Raw genomic sequence first — 18,275 nt, forward strand, 5'->3', positions numbered from 1 at the left:
CGAGTGGTGGTTGCGGGTGCGCGCGTCATCCACAGATCCGCCGCTCCCGGCCCGGGGTCGGCGGCCGCCGTTACGATCGAGGGATGAGCTTCACCGACGGCTGGATCCCCGACGACCGGGACGCGCCTCCTCTCGACGAGGAGCCGCCCTTCCCCGAGTTCGGCGACCCGTACGCCGGAGCGCCGCGGTCGGGTGGCGCGGCGCGGTCGGGTGGTGCGGCGGTCGCCGCGGCACCGCCCGTCGTGCGCGCGACCCCGCCGCAGTACGGGTCGGCCGCCGAGGCGCTGAAGACGGTCTTCGGGTACGACGGGTTCCGCGGCCAGCAGCAGGCGATCATCGAGCGCGTGACGGCCGGCGGCGACGCGGTCGTCCTCATGCCCACCGGCGGCGGGAAGAGCCTCTGCTACCAGATCCCGTCGCTGCTCCGCGAGGGCACCGGCGTGGTCGTCTCGCCGCTGATCGCCCTCATGCAAGACCAGGTGGATGCGCTGATGGCGGTCGGCGTGCGCGCCGCCTTCCTCAACTCCACGCAAGACGCGGCGGCGCGATCCGCGGTCGAGCGGGCCTACCTGGCGGGTGAGCTCGACGTGCTCTACGTGGCGCCGGAGCGGCTGTCGTCCGAGGCGACGAAGCGCTTCCTCGAACGCGGCACGGTCGCACTGTTCGCCATCGACGAGGCGCACTGCGTGTCCCAGTGGGGCCACGACTTCCGTCCCGACTACCTCGCGCTCTCCGAGCTCGCCGATCGCTGGCCCGACGTCCCGCGCATCGCCCTCACGGCCACGGCGACCGAGGCGACCCACCGCGAGCTGACCTCCCGGTTGCGGCTCGAGGGCGCGGAGCACTTCGTCTCCGACTTCGACCGTCCGAACATCCAGTACCGCATCGTGCCCAAGGCCGAGCCACGCAAGCAGCTGCTCGACTTCATCACCAGCGAGCACCCGAACGATGCCGGGATCGTCTACGCGCTGTCGCGGGCGTCGGTCGAGAAGACGGCCGAGTTCCTGTTGTCGCGCGGCCTGACCGCGCTGCCGTATCACGCCGGCCTCGAGGCCCGGCAGCGGGCGGAGACGCAGGCGCGCTTCCTCCGCGAGGAGGGTGTCATCGTCGTCGCGACCATCGCCTTCGGCATGGGCATCGACAAGCCCGACGTACGCTTCGTCGCGCACATCGACCTGCCCAAGTCGGTGGAGGGGTACTACCAGGAGACGGGTCGCGCCGGCCGTGACGGTCTGCCGTCGACCGCGTGGCTGGCGTACGGCCTGCAAGACGTCGTGCAGCAGCGCCGCATGATCGACGACTCTCCGGGCGACCTCGCGCACCGCCGTCGGCTGACGCAGCACCTGGATGCGATGCTCGCCCTGTGCGAGACCGTCCAGTGCCGTCGCATCAACCTGCTCGCCTACTTCGGGCAGTCGTCCGGGCCGTGCGGCAACTGCGACACCTGCCTGACGCCGCCGGAGACCTGGGACGGCACGGTCCCCGCCCAGAAGCTGCTGTCGACGGTGGTCCGCCTGCAGCGCGAGCGCAACCAGAAGTTCGGTGCAGGGCACCTGGTCGACATCCTGCGCGGCAAGCGCACGCCCCGCGTCGACCAGTACGGCCACGACCGGCTCTCCACCTGGGCGATCGGCGACGACCTGAGCGAGAGCCAGTGGCGCGGGGTCGTCCGCCAGCTCATCGCCCAAGAGTTGCTGAAGCCTGAGGGCGAGTACGGCGTGCTGACCCTGACGCCCGCGAGCCCGGAGGTGCTGACCGGCGGACGCTCCGTGGTGCTGCGGCGCGAGCCCGACCGTCCGGAACGTGCGGCGCGCAGCTCCCGCAGCACGGCATCCGCCGACCTGGCCGCGGCCGACCAGCCCCTCTTCGAGGCGCTGCGCACCTGGCGCGCAGGTCAGGCCCGCGAGCAGGGCATCCCCGCCTACATCGTCTTCGGCGATGCGACCCTGCGCGCCGTCGCCGCGGCCCGCCCCGCCTCCCTCGCCGACCTCGACGGCATCAGCGGCATCGGAGCCAAGAAGCGCGACGCCTACGGCGAGGCGCTCCTCACCGTCATCGCCGACGCGACCGCCTGACCCGCCCGGGGCCGGCTCCCGCAGCCGGTCCCCGGGCCCCCGCAGCGTCGGAGATCGGGCCGCCATCGGCGGAGATTCGCCCGGATCGGGCGCGATTCTCCTGCTGCACCGCGGTGCGTCGGAGAGTCGGGGCCGGTACTCCGACGCACGCGCCCCTTTGCAGACCGGGAACAGCGGCGTACCGTCCGTCGTTCGGGCGGGCGACCAGGGAATTCTTTCCGGCCGCCCGACGTTATGACATTGAACGATTACTGCGGCGATCTCGAAGGAGGAAGTAGTAGATGGCACGAATGATCGAAGAGCTCGAGGATGAGACCGGCGCCGTCGTCAAGTACAAGCGTCACGTGAACGGCCGGGGCCTCGTCTCGCCGTCCGCGCGAGTGGCCGAGTCGGCCTATATCGAGCCGACCGCGTACGTGGAGGCTGACGCGCGCGTCGGCATGGAGGCGTACGTCGGAGCCGGCAGCTGGATCGACAAGGGCGCGACCGTGGGGGACCGCACCTTCGTCGGAGCGAACGTCCACGTCGGTGCGGGATGCATCGTCGGCAGCGGCGCGAAGATCGGCAGCGGCGTGAAGCTGGGCGAGAACGCGATGGTCGGCAACGGCGCGCGCCTCGAGCGCGACACGCAGGTTCCCGCAGGCTCGGTCATCGAGCTCAAGGGAGCGGCAGCCGCACGGGCGGCCCTCGCCACCCCGCTCCGGGCTCCGCGCCCGCAGCAGCGGGACACCCGCCTCCCGCGCACCCGCCGCGCCGCCTGACCCCCGGCCCCACCCCGACACCCGCGGCCCGCAGCCGCCGAGCACAGCAAAAGCGCCGCTCCCGGAACCTCCGGGGCGGCGCTTTTCCTGTGCTCGGCGGCTACACAACCCGCGCGAGGCGGCTACGCAACCCGTGTGAGGCGGCTCCGCGCGTTGTGCGGCTTCTCACGGGCGGCGGCCCCGGTTTTGGAGGTTCCCACAAACGAACGGTCGGGCGTCGGATGCGCGGTTTGTAGGCGGCGCACCGACGGTTTCCGGTTCCGGGCGGCCCGGTCGTAGCGTGGCGGCATCCCACGATTTCGATAGGAGACGTCATGGTCGACACTGCCGAACGCGTCCCGAGCGCCACCCCCTCATCCACCCCGGCGAAAGCTCCCGAGCCAGCCCGAACCGCGCAGACGGCGCCCACCGGCGCGGCGCCGCGCGTCGACGTCGAGGCGCTCGGTCGTCAGCTGCTCGGTGAGTGGGCGGAGGCCCGCCTGGCGTCGCGCGAGCTGTCGTCGCGTCCGGAGATGCAGAAGCAGGAGGGGCTGTCCGTCGCCGACCACCGCACGCGCGTCTTCGGGCAGCTGAAGCTGCTGGTCGAGAACGGCCAGGTGCACCGCGCCTTCCCGAAGTCGGTCGGCGGCCGTGAGGACAACGGCGGCAACATCGCCGCGTTCGAGGAGCTCGTCGCAGCCGACCCGTCCGTCCAGATCAAGTCTGGCGTGCAGTGGGGGCTCTTCGGCTCGGCGGTGATGCACCTCGGCACCGAGGAGCACCACAAGAAGTACCTGCCCGCGATCATGTCGCTGGATGTCCCCGGCGCCTTCGCCATGACCGAGACCGGGCACGGCTCCGACGTCGCGAGCGTCGCCACCACCGCGACGTACGACCCGGAGACCCAGGAGTTCGTGATCGACACCCCGTTCCGGGGCGCGTGGAAGGACTACCTCGGCAACGCCGCTGTGGATGCGACCGCCGCGGTGGTCTTCGCCCAGCTGATCACGAAGAACGTCAACCACGGCGTGCACGCCTTCTACGTCCCCATCCGGGATGCGAACGGCGACTTCCTGCCGGGCATCGGCGGAGAGGACGACGGCCAGAAGGGCGGCCTCAACGGCATCGACAACGGCCGCCTGCACTTCACCGGCGTCCGCATCCCGCGCACCGACCTGCTGAACCGCTACGGCGACGTCGCGGAGGACGGCACGTACACCTCCCCGATCGAGAGCCCCGGGCGCCGCTTCTTCACGATGCTCGGCACGCTGGTCCAGGGACGCGTCTCGCTCGACGGGTCCGCGGTGATCGCCGCGAAGATCGGACTGAAGATCGCGATCACGTACGGCGACCAGCGCCGTCAGTTCACCGCGGGAAGCGACTCGGACGAAGAGGTCATCCTCGACTACCAGCGCCACCAGCGCCGCCTGCTTCCGCTGCTGGCCACCACGTACGCCGCGAGCTTCGCCCACGAGGTGTTCCTGAAGAAGTTCGACGACGTGTTCAGCGGCAAGACGGACACCGACACGGACCGGCAGGACCTGGAGACCATCGCGGCCGCCCTCAAGCCGTTGAGCACGTGGCATGCGCTCGACACGCTGCAGGAGGCGCGCGAGGCGTGCGGCGGGTCCGGATTCCTCACCGAGAACCGGCTCACGTCCCTCCGCCAGGACCTGGATATCTGGGTCACGTTCGAGGGCGACAACAACGTGCTGCTGCAGCTCGTCGCGAAGCGTCTGCTGACCGACTACAGCCGCAAGTTCGCCAAGGCGGACGCCGGGGCGCTCGCCCGTTACGTCGTCACCCAGGCGGCGGGCAAGGCGTACCACGGCACCGGTCTCCGGAGCGCGGCTCAGACGGTCCGCGACTTCGGTTCGACCGCCCGGGCGGTCAACTGGCTGCAGGAGCCGACCACGCAGCGCGAACTGCTCACGGCGCGGGTTGAGACGATGATCGCTCAGATCGCCGGCCGCCTGCGCCCCGCGTCCAAGCTGGGCAAGAAGGCCGCCGCCGACCTGTTCAACTCGCAGCAGAACGAGCTCATCGAGGCGGCTCGCGCTCACGCCGAGCTGCTGCAGTGGGAGGCGTTCACGGACGCGCTGGAGCAGGCTCCGGACGCCGGCACGAAGCAGGTCCTCACCTGGCTCCGCGACCTGTTCGGCTTCGGGCTGATCGAGAAGCACCTCGCCTGGTACCTGATGAACGGACGCCTCTCGCCCCAGCGGGCGCAGGCGGTCCGTGCGTACATCGACCGGCTGCTGACGCGCATCCGCCCGCACGCCGTCGACCTGGTGGATGCGTTCGGCTACGGTCCCGAGCTCGTCCGGGCGAAGATCGCGTCGGGTGCGGAGGCGGAGCGCCAGGCGGAGGCTCGCGCCTACTACGCCGAGCGCCGTGCCGCCGGCACCCTCCCCACGCAGGAGAAGTCGCAGAAGAAGCGCTGACCCCGGCAGGGGTTCGTCACGAATGTCGTTCATTCGTCACGAATGAGCGACATTCGTGACGAATCGAGACGGGGCTACAGCAGCCCGAGGGCGCGCACCGCGTCGCGCTCGGCCACGAGCTCGGCGACGGACGCGTCGATGCGCTCGCGCGAGAACGCGTCCACGGACAGCCCTTGGACGATCCGCCACTCGCCGTCGACCGACTGCACCGGGAACGACGACACCAGGCCCTCCGGCACGCCGTACGACCCGTCGGACACCACGCCCGCGCTGGTCCAGCGTTCGCCCGTCCCGTTCACCCAGTCGTGCACGTGGTCGATGGCGGCGCTCGCCGCCGACGCGGCCGATGACGCCCCGCGGACGTCGATGATCTCCGCGCCGCGCTTGGCGACCCGCGGGATGTACTCGTCGGCCAGCCAGCGCTCGTCCACCAGCTCCGTCGCCGGGCGCCCGTCCACCGTCGCGTGCGACAAGTCGGGGTACTGGCTCGCCGAGTGGTTGCCCCACACGATGACGCCCTCCACGGACCGCACCGGCACGTGGAGGTGGCGGGCGAGCTGGGCGACGGCCCGGTTGTGGTCGAGGCGCGTCATCGCGGTGAACCGCTCGCGGGGCACGTCCGGCGCGTGGGCGCTCGCGATGAGGGCGTTCGTGTTGGCCGGGTTCCCGACGACGAGCACGCGCACGTCGGGGGCGGCGCCCGCGTTGATCGCCGCACCCTGCGGACCGAAGATCGCGCCGTTGGCCTCGAGCAGGTCGCTGCGCTCCATCCCGGGTCCACGCGGCCGGGCGCCGACGAGCAGTGCCACGTTCACCCCGTCGAAGGCGGCCCGGGCGTCGTCGGTCACGTCGACGCCGTGCAGCAGCGGGTAGGCGCCGTCCTCCAGCTCCAGGGCGGTCCCCTCGGCCGCCCGCAGGCCCGCGGGGATCTCCAGCAGGCGGAGCCGCACGGGCGTCTCCCGCCCGAGCAGCTGGCCCGAGGCGATGCGGAACAGCAGGGCATAGCCGATCTGCCCGGCCGCCCCGGTCACGGTGACGTTCACAGGGCTCGTGGATGCGCTCACGCAGCCGAGCCTAGACCGCCGCGACCACGCCAGGACCTCGCGGATCGCGGCGTACGTTGTGGGGCATGACGTTCGATCCGAATGCCGACATCAGTGGAGGGCGGGTCCGCCGCCGTGGCCGTACAGCGGGTATCGCGACGGGCGGTGTGGGCCTGGGGGCCATCGCCATCCTGCTCATCTCCCAGTTCCTGGGCGTCGACCTGACCGGCCTGGTCGGCGGGGGAGACCAGGGCTCCAGCACGCAGCAGATCGGCACCGGCGACCAGGCGGTTTCCTGCAAGTCGGGCGCCGAGGCGAACGCGAGCATCGACTGCCGGATGCAGGGGGTGGCCGCCTCCCTCGACACCTACTGGTCGAAGGAGCTCCCGCAACTGGGCGCCGGCTACTCGTCGCCCGAGTTCGTGCTCTTCACCGACCAGACGGGCACGGGATGCGGTTCCGCGACGAGCGCCGTCGGCCCGTTCTACTGCCCGCCCGACCGCACCCTGTACGTCGACACCGGCTTCTACGACGAGCTGCGCACGCGCTTCGGCGCGAGCGGTGGGCCGCTGGCCGAGATGTACGTGGTCGCGCACGAGTGGGGCCACCACATCCAGAACATCGGCGGCATCATGGAGCAGCACGCCGGCCGCGAGACCGGTCCGACGTCGGACAGCGTGCGCACCGAGCTGCAGGCGGACTGCTTCGCGGGAAGCTGGGCCGGCGCGGCGTCGAGCACAGCGGACGAGAACGGCCGACCCTTCCTCGAGCCGATCACTGACGCGCAGATCGCGGACGCCCTGAGTGCCGCGGCGGCGGTCGGCGACGACCGCATCCAGAAGGCCGCGACGGGAAGCGTGGACCCCGAGGGATGGACGCACGGCTCGGCCGAGCAGCGCCAGCGCTGGTTCTCGACCGGCTACAAGCAGGGCGCGAAGGCCTGCGACACGTTCTCCGTCCCCGGATCCGGCCTCTGACCTGGCACGGAAGGGGCGCGGTATCCCGCTAGCCTCGACCCATGCGGACCCTGTACCCGGAGATCGAGCCCTACGACAGCGGCATGCTCGATGTGGGCGATGACCAGCAGCTTTACTGGGAAGTGAGCGGAAACCCGGAAGGGAAGCCGGTCGTTTTCCTGCACGGTGGACCGGGCGGCGCGACGACGCCGGCGCACCGTCGGCTGTTCGATCCGGAGCGATACCGCATCGTGCTGTTCGATCAGCGAATGTGCGGGCGCAGTCTGCCGCACGCCAGCGAGCCCGAGGCGGACCTGGCCGTGAACACGACCTGGCACCTGGTGGAGGACATCGAGCGCCTGCGCGAGCACCTCGAGGTCGAGCGCTGGCAGGTGTTCGGCGGCTCGTGGGGCAGCACGCTCGCGCTCGCCTACGCGGAGACGCATCCGGACCGGGTGACCGAGCTGGTGCTGCGCGGCATCTTCACCCTGCGTGCGCAGGAGCTGGACTGGTTCTACGAGGGCGGCGCGGCGGCGCTCTTCCCCGACCTGTGGGAGGGGTTCATCGAGCCCGTGCCCGCGGGGGAGCGGTCGCACCTGATGCGGGCGTACCACCGGCTGCTCTCCGACCCGGACCCGGCTGTGCACCAGCCCGCCGCCGTGGCCTGGTCGCGGTGGGAGTCGTCGACCATCACCCTGCTGCCGCGTCCCGAACTCGTGGCGTCGTTCACGGAGCAGGACTACGCGGTGGCCTTCGCGCGCATCGAGAACCACTACTTCGTCAACGGCGGCTGGTTCGAGGAGGGCCAGCTGATCCGTGACGCCCCGAAGCTCGCCGGCATCCCGACGGTGATCGTGCAGGGCCGCTACGACGTGTGCACCCCGCCGATGACGGCGTGGGATCTGCACCGGGCGCTCCCGGAGGCGGACCTGCGCATGATCCCGGATGCGGGGCACGCCTTCGACGAGCCGGGCATCCTGGATGCGCTGATCGAGGCGACGGACCGCTTCGCCGCGGACGCCGACGAGTCGGCGGACGCCGAAGAGTCGGCGGACGCCGAACAACCGGACGACACCGAGGAGCCGACCGGTATGGAGGACGACTCAGCCGGCTAGTGCCGCGAGCGCCTGCCGCAACTGGGTGGACGACGTGGTCATCGTGTACGGGAAGTACACGACCTCGACGCCGACCGCCGCGAACTCGCGCTCGAGGCGGAGTCCCTTCTCGGTGCCGCGCCAGTCGTCGCCCTTGAAGAAGACGTCGAACTGCAGCTCGCGCCACATGTCGAGCTTGTCGGGGACCGTCTCGGCGACCGCCTCGTCGACGTAGTCGATGCTGCGGACGATCTCCAGGCGCTCGGCGAGCGGGATGACCGGCGAGATGCCTTTGGTCAGTCCGAGCATCTCGTCGGAGACGACGCCTGCGATGAGGTAGTCGCACTGACTCTTGGCGTGTTTCAGGATGTTCAGGTGTCCGATGTGGAACAGATCGAATGCTCCTGCGGCGTAGCCGACGCGTCGGGTCACGGCTTCCCCCCTTGGGTTTGAGATATCCTCACCATTCTGGCGTATTAGTGAGGATTTGTCACCAGGGGTGACGGGGGGATCGGGCGGATCAGCTCCTGGTCGCTCGGAGGGTGTGTGCCACCCGCTGGGCCAGCGGGTCGATCTGGCCGAGCGCAGCGACGAAAGCGGCCTCGCCCCGGCCGTACGGATCAAGGATGTCGCCCTCGTCGTAACCGCGCCGGGTCGCCGACCCGAGCGAACGGACGCGCTGGGTCGGCCGGTGGGCCGCGGCCCAGGCAACGAGGTCGGCGGGAGAGAGGCCCTCCGGTGCGTCGGCGGACGCCTCGTCGAACTCGGTGAAGGTGAAGACCCGCCGGACGACGGCGGGAACATGCTCCATCACCCAGGCGCGGTGCTGCTGCGTCGCCGTCAGGATGAGGTCCGAGCCGAGCAGCAGCTGGCGGTCGGCCTGCCGCGCCGAGAAGCGGTCCACCTCGATTCCGCGCTCCTCCAGCATCCGGTCCATGGGGGGATGGACCGGCCAGCCGACCTCAGCGTGGGTGCCGGCAGAGGTGACCGAGAATCGTCCGTCGGACTCCAATTCCTGGGCCAGGACGTACTGCATCGCGGGCGAGCGGCAGATGTTGCCCGTGCAGACGGTGAGGATGCGGAAGGGCATGTCTCCATTCTGTCCGATTGGACTACCACCCGAATTGGGGGGTTATAGTCTCCTGGTGGCTTCCCGCGACTGCCGGTAGGTTTGCCGGTTACGATCCGCTAAACGGCCAACGCTCTGCTAGGTTGCAGGGAAGCTCCGCGCAGAAGGCCTGGTCTCACCTTCGTTTTCTGTTCGTGAACTAACCAGCATTGGAAGACAGTCCATGGTCCGCAAGGCCAGACACCGCCTCGCCAACACCCCCACCTCCCCCACTCATCCGACACGATCCCCCAACCGGCTCAAAGGTCTCCTCGCCGGTCTCGGCATCACCGCCGTGGCCGCTACGGCGGTCCTGACGATGCCGCTGGGTGCGACGGCTGCGACCTCGTACGACACGGGGAAGACCGTCGTCTCCGACGCCTTCAACCGCTCCATCGCGAGCGGCTGGGGCAGCGCCGCTGTCGGCGGCACCTACTCCGTCAGCAAGCAGGGCGGAATCTCCGTGTCGCCCTCCGCGGGCGGCGCCCTGACGGCTCCGGCCCCGGGCCAGTCGACCCAGGCCCTGCTCGGCTCCATCGCGGAGCGCGACATCCACGCAACGGATCAGCTGACCGTCTCCGCCCTGCCGAGCTCCGGCAACGGCGTGTACTCCGCCGTGCGGCTCCGCGTCGCCGGTGCGCACGCCTATGTCGCTCAGCTGCGCGTCAACCCGCGCGGCGTGGCGACCCTCGCCGTGCTCCGCGCCGGCGACGCCGGTGGCCAGCAGGCGACCCTCGCCCCCGAGCGTGTGGCCGTCCCGAAGGTGGCCGCCGGTCAGCAGCTCATCCTGGAGGCCCAGGCGACGGGGACCAACCCCGTCACCATCTCCGCGCGTGCCTATGTGAAGGGCTCCGCTGCCCCCGCGTGGCAGAGCGTCGCGACGGACTCGTCCGCCCAGCGCCTCGCCGGCGCCGGTGCGCTCGCTGTCTGGACCTACGCGTCGAGCGCATCCTCTCCTGTGACGCTCCGCCACTCGGCGCTGAACGCCCAGCAGCTGCTCCCGCGCACGTCGACCACTCCGATCCCGAAGCCGACGATCACGCCGAAGCCGACCGCGACTCCGGCGCCCCCGGTCACCCCGCCGGCGCCCCCCGCGCCGCCGGCTCCCCCGGCTCCGCCGGCGCCTCCGGCTCCGCCCGCACCTCCGGCACCGCCGGCACCGGGCACCGGCGGCTCGACGAACGTCGTCACCGCAGGTCTCGACCTGACCGGCGTCCGTAAGACCACCGGGTCCGTCGACCCCGGCCAGACCGCCTACCCGGTCCCCGCCAACGCGATCTTCGTGTCGCTGCAGGGCTCCGACAGCGGCTCCGGCTCGCAGGCCAGCCCGTTCCGCACGGTGGCGAAGGCCATCCAGGCCGCTGTCTCCGGACAGACCATCGTGCTCCGCGCCGGCTCGTACAACGAGAGCGTGACCCTTCCCCCGGGCAAGCAGCTGACGCTGCAGTCGTTCCCGCACGAGGCCGTCTGGTTCGACGGCAGCGTCCCGGTGACGTCCTGGACCAAGAGCGGTTCCGTGTGGATCTCCACCGGCTGGAACCACGTGTTCGACCACAGCCCGACGTACTCCCGTGGAGCACCCGACGGCACGGCCGACGCCTGGACCTGGATCAACCCCGCCTACCCGATGGCCGCGCACCCCGACCAGCTGTTCGTGAAGGGCACGTCCCTTCAGCAGGTGTCGCGTGCGGCCCAGGTCGTCCCGGGCACCTTCGCCTACGACGAGGCGTCGAAGACGCTGATCACGGGAACCGACCCCTCCGGTGGCGACACCCGGGCGAGCACGCTGCAGAAGGCCATCACGGTCGCGAACAGCGGTGACGTCCTCCGCGGTTTCGGCATCCGCCGCTACGCCGACTCTGTTCCCGACATGGGCGCACTGACGGCCGGCAAGGGCAGCACGACTCTCGAGAACGTCGCCGTCACGGACAACGCGACCCAGGGCATCTTCCTGGGCGGGGCGAACAACATCGTCCGCAACGTCACCGTGGCGCGCAACGGCCTCACCGGTCTGCACCTCGACTACGCCGACAACCTGACGGTGAAGAACCTCCTCGCGGCGTACAACACCGACGAGCACTTCAACACCTCCCCGGTGTCGGGCGGTCTGAAGATCACGCGTTCGCGCGGGGTCAGCGTGACCGACAGCGCGTTCGTCGGCAACTACGGCCAGGGTCTCTGGACGGACATGGCGGTCTACGACATGACGTTCGCGAACAACGACTACCTCCGCAACCTGGGCAACGGTCTCGTCATCGAGATCTCCGGGAAGGCGCTGGTGTCGAACGCGAAGTCCATCGGAAACGCGATGGGCGGCATCAAGGTAGACAGTTCCGCCGATGTCCACATCTGGAACTCGACCCTCGCCGACAACAAGCGTGACGTCGACATCACCCAGTCGACCCGCCGCGGCACCAACGCGTCGGACTACGGTCACGACCCGCGACGTCCGTTCCCGGACCCGACCATGACCTGGATCAGCTCCGGCACCCAGGTGAAGAACTCGATCCTGTCCGGATCGACCGGCAACTGCGTGCTGTGCATGGAGGACTACTCCCACCAGTTCTCCGCAGCGACACTGGGCACGAGCGTCTCGAACAACCTCTACCAGCGACCCTCGGCCTCGCAGCCGAGCTGGCTGTCGGTGTGGTCGCGTGGCGCCAGCAACCCGGCGATCTACTCCACGCTGAGCGCGTTCCAGAGCGGAACCGGTCAGGGCGGATCGAGCGCCGAGATCGTCGGCCCGAGCCTCGTCACCGCGACGGGCGCTCCGACGGCGGTCGCACAGGCCCACGGTTCGCTGGCGACAGCGGTCCCGGCGCAGGTCGCTTCACTGGCCGGCCAGCCGGCCGGAGTCCCGCACCTCGGGGCCTGGTGATGCGAGCGCGGCCCGCCGTGCGAGGTCGCGCCTGACCCACCAGAAGTTGGGGATCACCTGGCAGAGCAGGACGGAGATCGCCGTTCCGACGATCGGCCCTCCTGCTCCCAGGACCCCGATGAGGTACCACGACAGGCCGAGATTGAGGGGCACGCTGACCAGGATCGGCCAGACCTGGAAGGCGAGCCCCCGCTCGTCCGTCATGTACATCCCGATCGGGTACTTGGCTGCTTGCAGTGTGATGAACACCACGTAGCCACCGATCAGCCAGCCGTCGAGCGTGATCCGTCCAGCGGAGACGAACGACGTCAGCAGCGGCGCGATGAGGGCGAGCAGGACGGCCCCCACCAAGCCGAGCACGGTGAACCAGAGGGTCGGCCGGAGCGGTGATGTCACCGTCCGGTCGGCCCTCGCCCGTGCGAAGATCGGCCACAGCGCGATGCCCGAGGCGGCGATGGTGGCCAGCAGGATGTTGAAGAGCTGCGACGCCAGGTTGTACTGCGCCAGCTCGTCGCCGGTCGTCAGATGGCTGAGCAGCAGCCGGTCGGTCTGCATCGCGATCGGCAGGGCGATCATCTGCACCAGCATCGGCCACGCGGTGCTCCGTACGCGGACGCCCGGGTAGCGCCGCGGGTGCAGCGCCTCCCGCACGGCCGGACCCAGCTGGCGAGGCAGCGCGCGCGACGCCAGCAGCAGGCAGAGGATGGAGCACGCCGCGCTGGCGAGGAACGAGTAGACGGCGATCGCCGACTCGGCCGGCAGCGCGAGCATCGCCGACCCGGCGACCAGCACGAAGATGATCGGCGCCACGACGGCCTGCGTCGCCACCTGGAGCGCGTTGCGGCCCAGCCCGATGAGCAGCCGCGGACCGATCGCCAACGGCAGCGCGAGTCCGAACACCACTCCGCACACCAGGGCCGCGGTGCTTCCGCTGCCCGGGATCAGGCCCGCTCCGAGCAGGGTCGGCCACAGCCCGAACAGGCTGATCAGGATGCACACGGCCACGATCACGAGGCCGGACATCGTGAGCACGCGGATCGTGGTGGCGATGGTCCGCCGCAGCGTCTCATCCCGTCGCGGGTCGTCGGAGGAGGCGACGGCGTTGATGAGCACAGCGCCCATCCCGAGGTCGGCGAACGGCAGTAGTGCCGGCAGCGCGGTCAGCAGGCCGTACTGGGCGTAGGCGGCGACGCCGAAGTTCTGGATGATGACGCGGCTGGTGACGATCCCGAGCAGCCCGGAGATCCCCATCACGATCACCTTGGCGGCGGCGGTGGAGCCGACGGCGGTGGCCATCCGGCTGCGCGGCCGGGTCGCGACGTGCGTCATGCGGTCGCCCCCTTCGGCTGGAACAGCCAGCGGTCGGCCGCGAGGCGGCCGTCCTCGTGCGGCAGCGTGCTCAGGATGCGCTGAGCGTCGGCGACCGCATCCTGCTGCGAGGTGAGCGAGTGCGCGAGCGCGGTGCCCCACTCGGCCGGGGCGGCGTGCGGGGCGAGCACCGTGTGCCCGTTCTCTGTGAGCCAGGCGGCCAGGCCGGTCTCGGAGCTGGTCACGATCCGGCACCCGTGGGCGAGCGCCTCGACGATCGGGAGGCCGATCTGCTCGCGCCACAGCGGGCGCGGCTGGGAGGGGAGCACGAGAGTGCGCGCGGCCCGGAGTTCGCGGTGGATGTCCGCTCGGGGCGGGTCGACCAGCAGCCGGATGCTCGGGTCGGCCGCGGCGGCGCGGCGCACGTCGTCCTCCAGCGGCCCCATCCCGACGATCACGAGGGTGGCGTCGGGGCGCGCGGTCCGGACCGCGGGCCACGCCGCGAGCAGCTGGGGGAGTCCCTTCCGCTCGCTGAGCGAGCCGACGAACAGCACGCGCGAGCCGTCGCGCGGTGACGCGGCGCAGTCGCAGGCAGAGGGAAGAGCCGGGATGAGCGTCGCGTCCTTCGCCGCCGGGAATCGGCGGGCGTACACGTCGCGGGCGCCCGGGGTGCCGAACGCGACGCGGTCGACGCGGCGCCACACGTAACGCGCGAGGGCCAGTTCAGCCCGGCGGCGGAGCCGCGAGCGCAGGCGGGGTGCGCGCACGTCGAAGACGTCGAGGTTGCCGATCGCGTAGGTGACGACGGCGGGGGCCCGTCGGCCGAGCAGGCGACCGACGCGCGTGGCGGCCAGGACGGCGGCGGTGCGCGGGAGGGACGCCAGGTCGAGCGGCTCGTTGACCTCGAGCTCGGTCCAGCGCCCGCTCATCGCGAGGGCGACCGACTTCGCCGCTCCCGCCTGCACCAGGTCGAGGCCGCGTGCCTGCTCCTGGTCGAAGTCGTAGCGCCGCCGGCGGTAGACGATCGTCGCCGGCTCCAGCGCGCGGGCGCGCTCCAGATGCGCGGTGCGCACCTGGTCGTAGAGGCGCACGCGGGTGTGCACGAGAGCGGTCACGTGGTCTGCTCCCGACGCGCGTACTCCTGGTAGACCCGGCCGATCGCACCCGACACCATCCCGCAGCCGCGGTAGACGCCGCGCTGCCCGCGCGCCCGGTGACGGAGGTCTCCGGTGACCGATCCGACCGCCCAGCGGCCGAGGCCGAGAACGACCCGGCCTGCTCCGCCGGCTGCGCGGCGGACCCGCACGGCCGCGCGGCGCGCTCCGGGCGGCTCCATCAGCGCATCCACGATCGCCGCGGTGTTGCCGTGGCTGAACGAGCGGTGCAGCAGCCAGCGGCGCTGCAGGCGCTCAGTGGGCCACTCGTCGTCGAGCACGGCCTCGTCGCACCAGACGATGCGGCCGCCGCGCCGGACCAGCTGGCGGGTGAAGAGGTTGTCCTCGCCGCCGGAGAGTCCGAGGGTCTCGTCGAAGCGCAGCCCCAGCCCGCGCACGGCCGCCCGGTCGAGCAGGAGGTTGTTGGTCGCCGCGATGGCGAGGGTGTCGCCCGTCCGGTGGCTGGGTCGGCGGAGGAAGTCGCCGGCGACGACCCAGGGGTCGGCGCCGTCGGGGTAGTCGGAGATCACGCGCCCCATGACCGCGGTCGGGCGGGTGTCGATGTACGTCTCGGTCAGTCGCACGAGCCAGCCCGGCCGCGCGCGCTCGTCGTCGTCGATGAACACGATGAGGTCGCGGTCGGCGGTCTCGTCCAGGGCGCGGTTGCGCGCGGCGGCGATCCCGCGGCGCTTCTCGGTGAGGTACCGCACGCGAGTGGACGGCACGGAGGTCACGAGTTCGCGCGCGCTCTCGTCCGGGTCGTTGTCGATGACGAGCAGGTCGGACTCGATGCCGGAGGCCGCATCCAGCTCGCTCAGCTGGTCGAGCAGTTCGGGGAGGGCGACGGCGAGCAGGTGCGGCCGGCGGTAGGTGAGCACGACGACGGTGAGCGTCCCCGTCGCGGTGCGGAGCGCCGGCTGCGTCGCACCGCCCAGGGTGCCCGGATCGGAGGTCACGGGGTGACCTCCTGCGCTTCGGCGCGCACCGGCGCCTCGGCGTCGGCGCGGTGGCCGCGCTTCAGGGCGAGCGCGCGGCGGTAGGCCGTGGCATGGGCGCTTCCGGTGCGCTCCCACCCTCGTGCGGAGAGATTCGGCGAGGCCGACCGCCCAGCGGTACGACCGGACGCGAGCGCATCCACCAGGGCGGCTGCCGAGAGCTCACCGTCGAAGAACCGCACCCAGCCGCGGCCTACTTCTTCGGACAGCGCCTCGTTCACGGCGTTGCGCGGGACGAGCACCGGCCGGTCGAGCGAGAGCGCCGCAAGCAGTCCGCCCGAGTTGTGCATGAAGCGGTAGGGGAGCACGACCAGCTCCGACGACGTGACCGCCGCGACCAGTTCGCTGTCGTCCAGGTGGCGCAGGGTCGCCGTGATGCCGGAGCGGTCGTGAGCGGCGGTGCGAACCGTCCGCTCGAGCTCCGTGCCGGTGGGGCGGCCGCCGATGCTCAGGGTGAGCGTCGGATCCGCCTGCCGGGCCGCCTCGAAGGCCGCGATCAGCGACTCGACGCCCTTGTACCGCCGGATGAGACCGGTGAAGGCCAGTCGACCCGGGATCGCCTCGGAACGCGGCTGCTCGGCGAACCAGTCGCGGTAGTGGCCGTGCGGGATCAGAGCGACGGCCGCGCCGTCCGGGACGGGGGTCTCGGTGTTGAGCACGATCCGCAGAGTCGTCATGCGGTCGATCAGGGCGAGCAGGGCGCGCTCACGACGGTTGAGGCCGTCCGGGAGCCCGACGTTGTGCACGGTGCGGACGAGCGGGATGCGCAGCACCGTGAGCTTGGCGAGGAACACCAGCACCAGGAACTGGCGCACCAGCATCCGGAGCGGCGTCCGGCCCCCGACGAGGATCTCCGGCCAGTGCGAGTGGTACACGTCGAAGCGGCCGAGCAGGGCGGTCCGCCAGGAGAACGGCAGGACCGTCACGCCGGGCTGCTCGCGCAGCGAGCGCGCCAGCATGATCAGGTACGGGTTCGTCGTCGGCCGTGGGACGGGGAAGGACTGCAGGACCGTCAGTCCGCGCCCGTCGCGCTCACGCGGGGACATCGCTGCGGATGTAGCGGATCTTGCCGCCGTCGTGGGGGATGGAGCTGACGAGCTCGAGCCGCACAGGGACGCTGCCCTGCACGATGTCGCGGATGCGGTCGACCGACTGCTCGATCGCGGTCACGGCGTGCTCGTCCGGCGCGGGGACGCAGCGGACGACGATCGAGTAGTCCGACAGCTGGTGCACCTGGAACTGGCGGACCTCGTCGATGGCGTTGCTGAAGAGCTGGGTGAGGCCCTCGCCGGCGACCACGCGGCCGTCCGGCAGGTGCAGCGCCTCCGAGACGCGGCCGGCGACGTTGGCGATGCGCGGCAGCGTGACGCCGCAGGCGCAGCGGCCGGCGATCGTGGTGGTGCGGTCGCCGAGGCGGTACCGGATGAGCGGGAAGACGCGGTTGGTGAGGTCGGTGGCGACCGTCTCACCGAGTTCGCCCGGCACGACCTGCTTGTTCTGGTCGTTGAGGACTTCGATGACGCGGACGTCGGCGAAGACGTGCATCCCGTCGTTCTCGCGGCACTCGCCGGCCATCCAGGGGATCTCCGCGCAGCGGTAGTGGTCGTAGACCGGTGCTCCGAACGTCCGCTCGATGAGGGCGCGCTGGGCCGGGGTGACCGGTGCGGCGGTGACCGCGATGGCTTTCGGCGAGTGGAAGGCGATGCCGGAGCGCTCCAGGAAGGAGGCCAGCTCGACGATGCCGCCGACGTAGCCGACGAGCACCTCGGGCTTGGCGCTCTCCCACTGCGAGATGAAGGAGCTGACCGAGTTCTCGTCCATCCGGTAGGCGTCGAGCTGGATGCGCCGCGAAGGCCACCACTGCAGGTCGTGCTTGCGCGTCGCGCTCTTGCTCTTCACCTGGCGGGACACGAGAGCGACGTTGTCGGACGGGTGGATGCCCCACCAGCTGAACAGGCGCCACTCGATGGTCCGGGTGGGGGTGCGCAGGTCGCGGAGCAGCTTGAGCGGCTCGCCGGTGCTGCCTCCGGAGGTGGAGACCACCGAGTTCTCGGGGGTCGCCTCGGTCGAGCGGATGTCGTCGAAGTGCGCGCGCACATCCGACTTGGTCACGATGGGCAGCGAGGTGAACGCCGCCGGGTCGGTGAGGTCCTGCGGAGTGATCCCCGCATCCCGGTAGAGGTCGCGGTAGAAGCGGGTGTTCTCGTAGGCGAAGCGTGCGTGGTCGATGGCACGCCGGGCCTGCACCGCCGCGAGCTCTTCGGGCTCGAGCCGCTGATCGCGCAGCAGGCGGTCGTACATGGCTTTGTTGTCGCGGAGAAACAGATCCCGCTTCATGTCGAACACGAGTCGGCGAAAAGTCACGGCGTCCTCCCTGGTCGGGTTCGGGTAGATTCGACGCGCCGGCTCAAGCCGGTGATGAAATCAGGATATTGTCTCAACGCCCGAAAGCGAAGTTTTCTCACCTTTATTGGGGGTAC

At 70.9% G+C, this 18,275-nt stretch carries 14 protein-coding genes; 6 read left to right on the top strand and 8 right to left on the bottom strand.

Going from position 1 to position 18,275, the window contains the following annotated elements; genetic code table 11:
* The first annotated feature begins 83 nt into the window (after positions 1–83).
* The 3 genes from recQ to QRN40_RS09635 all read left to right on the top strand — a co-directional run bounded on the left by recQ (position 84) and on the right by QRN40_RS09635 (position 5,259).
* Entirely contained in the window at positions 84–2,075 is a 1,992-nt protein-coding gene (recQ, locus tag QRN40_RS09625; RefSeq protein ID WP_285115379.1) for a DNA helicase RecQ, read from the top strand.
* A gap of 281 nt (positions 2,076–2,356) precedes the next feature.
* The gene (locus QRN40_RS09630; protein WP_285115380.1) at positions 2,357–2,836 is read left to right on the top strand and encodes a DapH/DapD/GlmU-related protein; all 480 of its coding nucleotides are present in this window, start codon (positions 2,357–2,359) and stop codon (positions 2,834–2,836) included.
* A 314-nt stretch (positions 2,837–3,150) separates the two neighbouring features.
* Positions 3,151–5,259 carry an acyl-CoA dehydrogenase family protein gene (locus tag QRN40_RS09635; protein ID WP_285115381.1) on the top strand — a complete coding sequence of 703 codons (2,109 nt, stop codon included), beginning with the start codon at positions 3,151–3,153 and terminating at the stop codon, positions 5,257–5,259.
* A gap of 74 nt (positions 5,260–5,333) precedes the next feature.
* Here the strand turns inward: QRN40_RS09635 and QRN40_RS09640 are convergent, their stop codons facing one another.
* On the bottom strand, positions 5,334–6,302 hold the full coding sequence (locus QRN40_RS09640; RefSeq protein WP_285117471.1) for a malate dehydrogenase: 969 nt from the start codon (positions 6,300–6,302) through the stop codon (positions 5,334–5,336).
* Positions 6,303–6,388: 86 nt separating this feature from the next.
* Here QRN40_RS09640 and ypfJ point away from each other — a divergent pair, with 86 nt between their 5' ends.
* Both ypfJ and pip read left to right on the top strand, forming a co-directional pair.
* The gene (gene ypfJ, locus QRN40_RS09645; protein ID WP_285115382.1) at positions 6,389–7,279 is read left to right on the top strand and encodes a KPN_02809 family neutral zinc metallopeptidase; all 891 of its coding nucleotides are present in this window, start codon (positions 6,389–6,391) and stop codon (positions 7,277–7,279) included.
* 41 nt (positions 7,280–7,320) lie between these two features.
* Complete coding sequence (gene pip / locus QRN40_RS09650) at positions 7,321–8,373, top strand: prolyl aminopeptidase (RefSeq protein ID WP_285115383.1); 1,053 nt, start codon at positions 7,321–7,323, stop codon at positions 8,371–8,373.
* Here pip and QRN40_RS09655 read toward each other — a convergent pair.
* Together QRN40_RS09655 and QRN40_RS09660 are read right to left on the bottom strand one after the other, a co-directional pair.
* The gene (locus tag QRN40_RS09655; RefSeq protein ID WP_285115384.1) at positions 8,362–8,784 is read right to left on the bottom strand and encodes an FAD synthase family protein; all 423 of its coding nucleotides are present in this window, start codon (positions 8,782–8,784) and stop codon (positions 8,362–8,364) included. The genes pip and QRN40_RS09655 overlap by 12 nt on opposite strands.
* 88 nt (positions 8,785–8,872) lie before the next feature.
* Positions 8,873–9,442 carry an arsenate reductase/protein-tyrosine-phosphatase family protein gene (locus tag QRN40_RS09660; protein ID WP_285115385.1) on the bottom strand — a complete coding sequence of 190 codons (570 nt, stop codon included), beginning with the start codon at positions 9,440–9,442 and terminating at the stop codon, positions 8,873–8,875.
* A 202-nt stretch (positions 9,443–9,644) separates the two neighbouring features.
* Here QRN40_RS09660 and QRN40_RS09665 point away from each other — a divergent pair, with 202 nt between their 5' ends.
* The gene (locus tag QRN40_RS09665) at positions 9,645–12,338 is read left to right on the top strand and encodes a right-handed parallel beta-helix repeat-containing protein (protein WP_285115386.1); all 2,694 of its coding nucleotides are present in this window, start codon (positions 9,645–9,647) and stop codon (positions 12,336–12,338) included.
* Here the strand turns inward: QRN40_RS09665 and QRN40_RS09670 are convergent.
* From QRN40_RS09670 to QRN40_RS09690, 5 genes are read right to left on the bottom strand one after another with little or no spacing between them, the layout of a single operon-like run.
* Positions 12,291–13,667 (bottom strand): lipopolysaccharide biosynthesis protein, encoded by a 1,377-nt coding sequence (locus QRN40_RS09670; protein WP_285115387.1) that lies wholly within the window; start codon positions 13,665–13,667, stop codon positions 12,291–12,293. The two genes, QRN40_RS09665 and QRN40_RS09670, sit on opposite strands and share 48 nt — an antisense overlap.
* On the bottom strand, positions 13,664–14,761 hold the full coding sequence (locus QRN40_RS09675; protein WP_285115388.1) for a glycosyltransferase family 4 protein: 1,098 nt from the start codon (positions 14,759–14,761) through the stop codon (positions 13,664–13,666). Before QRN40_RS09675 ends, QRN40_RS09670 begins: the two co-directional genes overlap by 4 nt.
* Positions 14,758–15,756 (bottom strand): glycosyltransferase family 2 protein, encoded by a 999-nt coding sequence (locus QRN40_RS09680; protein WP_285115389.1) that lies wholly within the window; start codon positions 15,754–15,756, stop codon positions 14,758–14,760. The genes QRN40_RS09675 and QRN40_RS09680 overlap by 4 nt, the downstream gene beginning before the upstream one ends.
* Positions 15,753–16,841 (bottom strand): glycosyltransferase, encoded by a 1,089-nt coding sequence (locus tag QRN40_RS09685; RefSeq protein WP_285115390.1) that lies wholly within the window; start codon positions 16,839–16,841, stop codon positions 15,753–15,755. Before QRN40_RS09685 ends, QRN40_RS09680 begins: the two co-directional genes overlap by 4 nt.
* On the bottom strand, positions 16,828–18,159 hold the full coding sequence (locus tag QRN40_RS09690) for a phenylacetate--CoA ligase family protein (protein ID WP_285115391.1): 1,332 nt from the start codon (positions 18,157–18,159) through the stop codon (positions 16,828–16,830). The genes QRN40_RS09685 and QRN40_RS09690 overlap by 14 nt, the downstream gene beginning before the upstream one ends.
* Between the last annotated feature and the right edge of the window lie 116 nt (positions 18,160–18,275).

It is taken from the genome of Leifsonia sp. fls2-241-R2A-40a (genome assembly GCF_030209575.1).
Classification (GTDB): Bacteria; Actinomycetota; Actinomycetes; order Actinomycetales; family Microbacteriaceae; genus Leifsonia.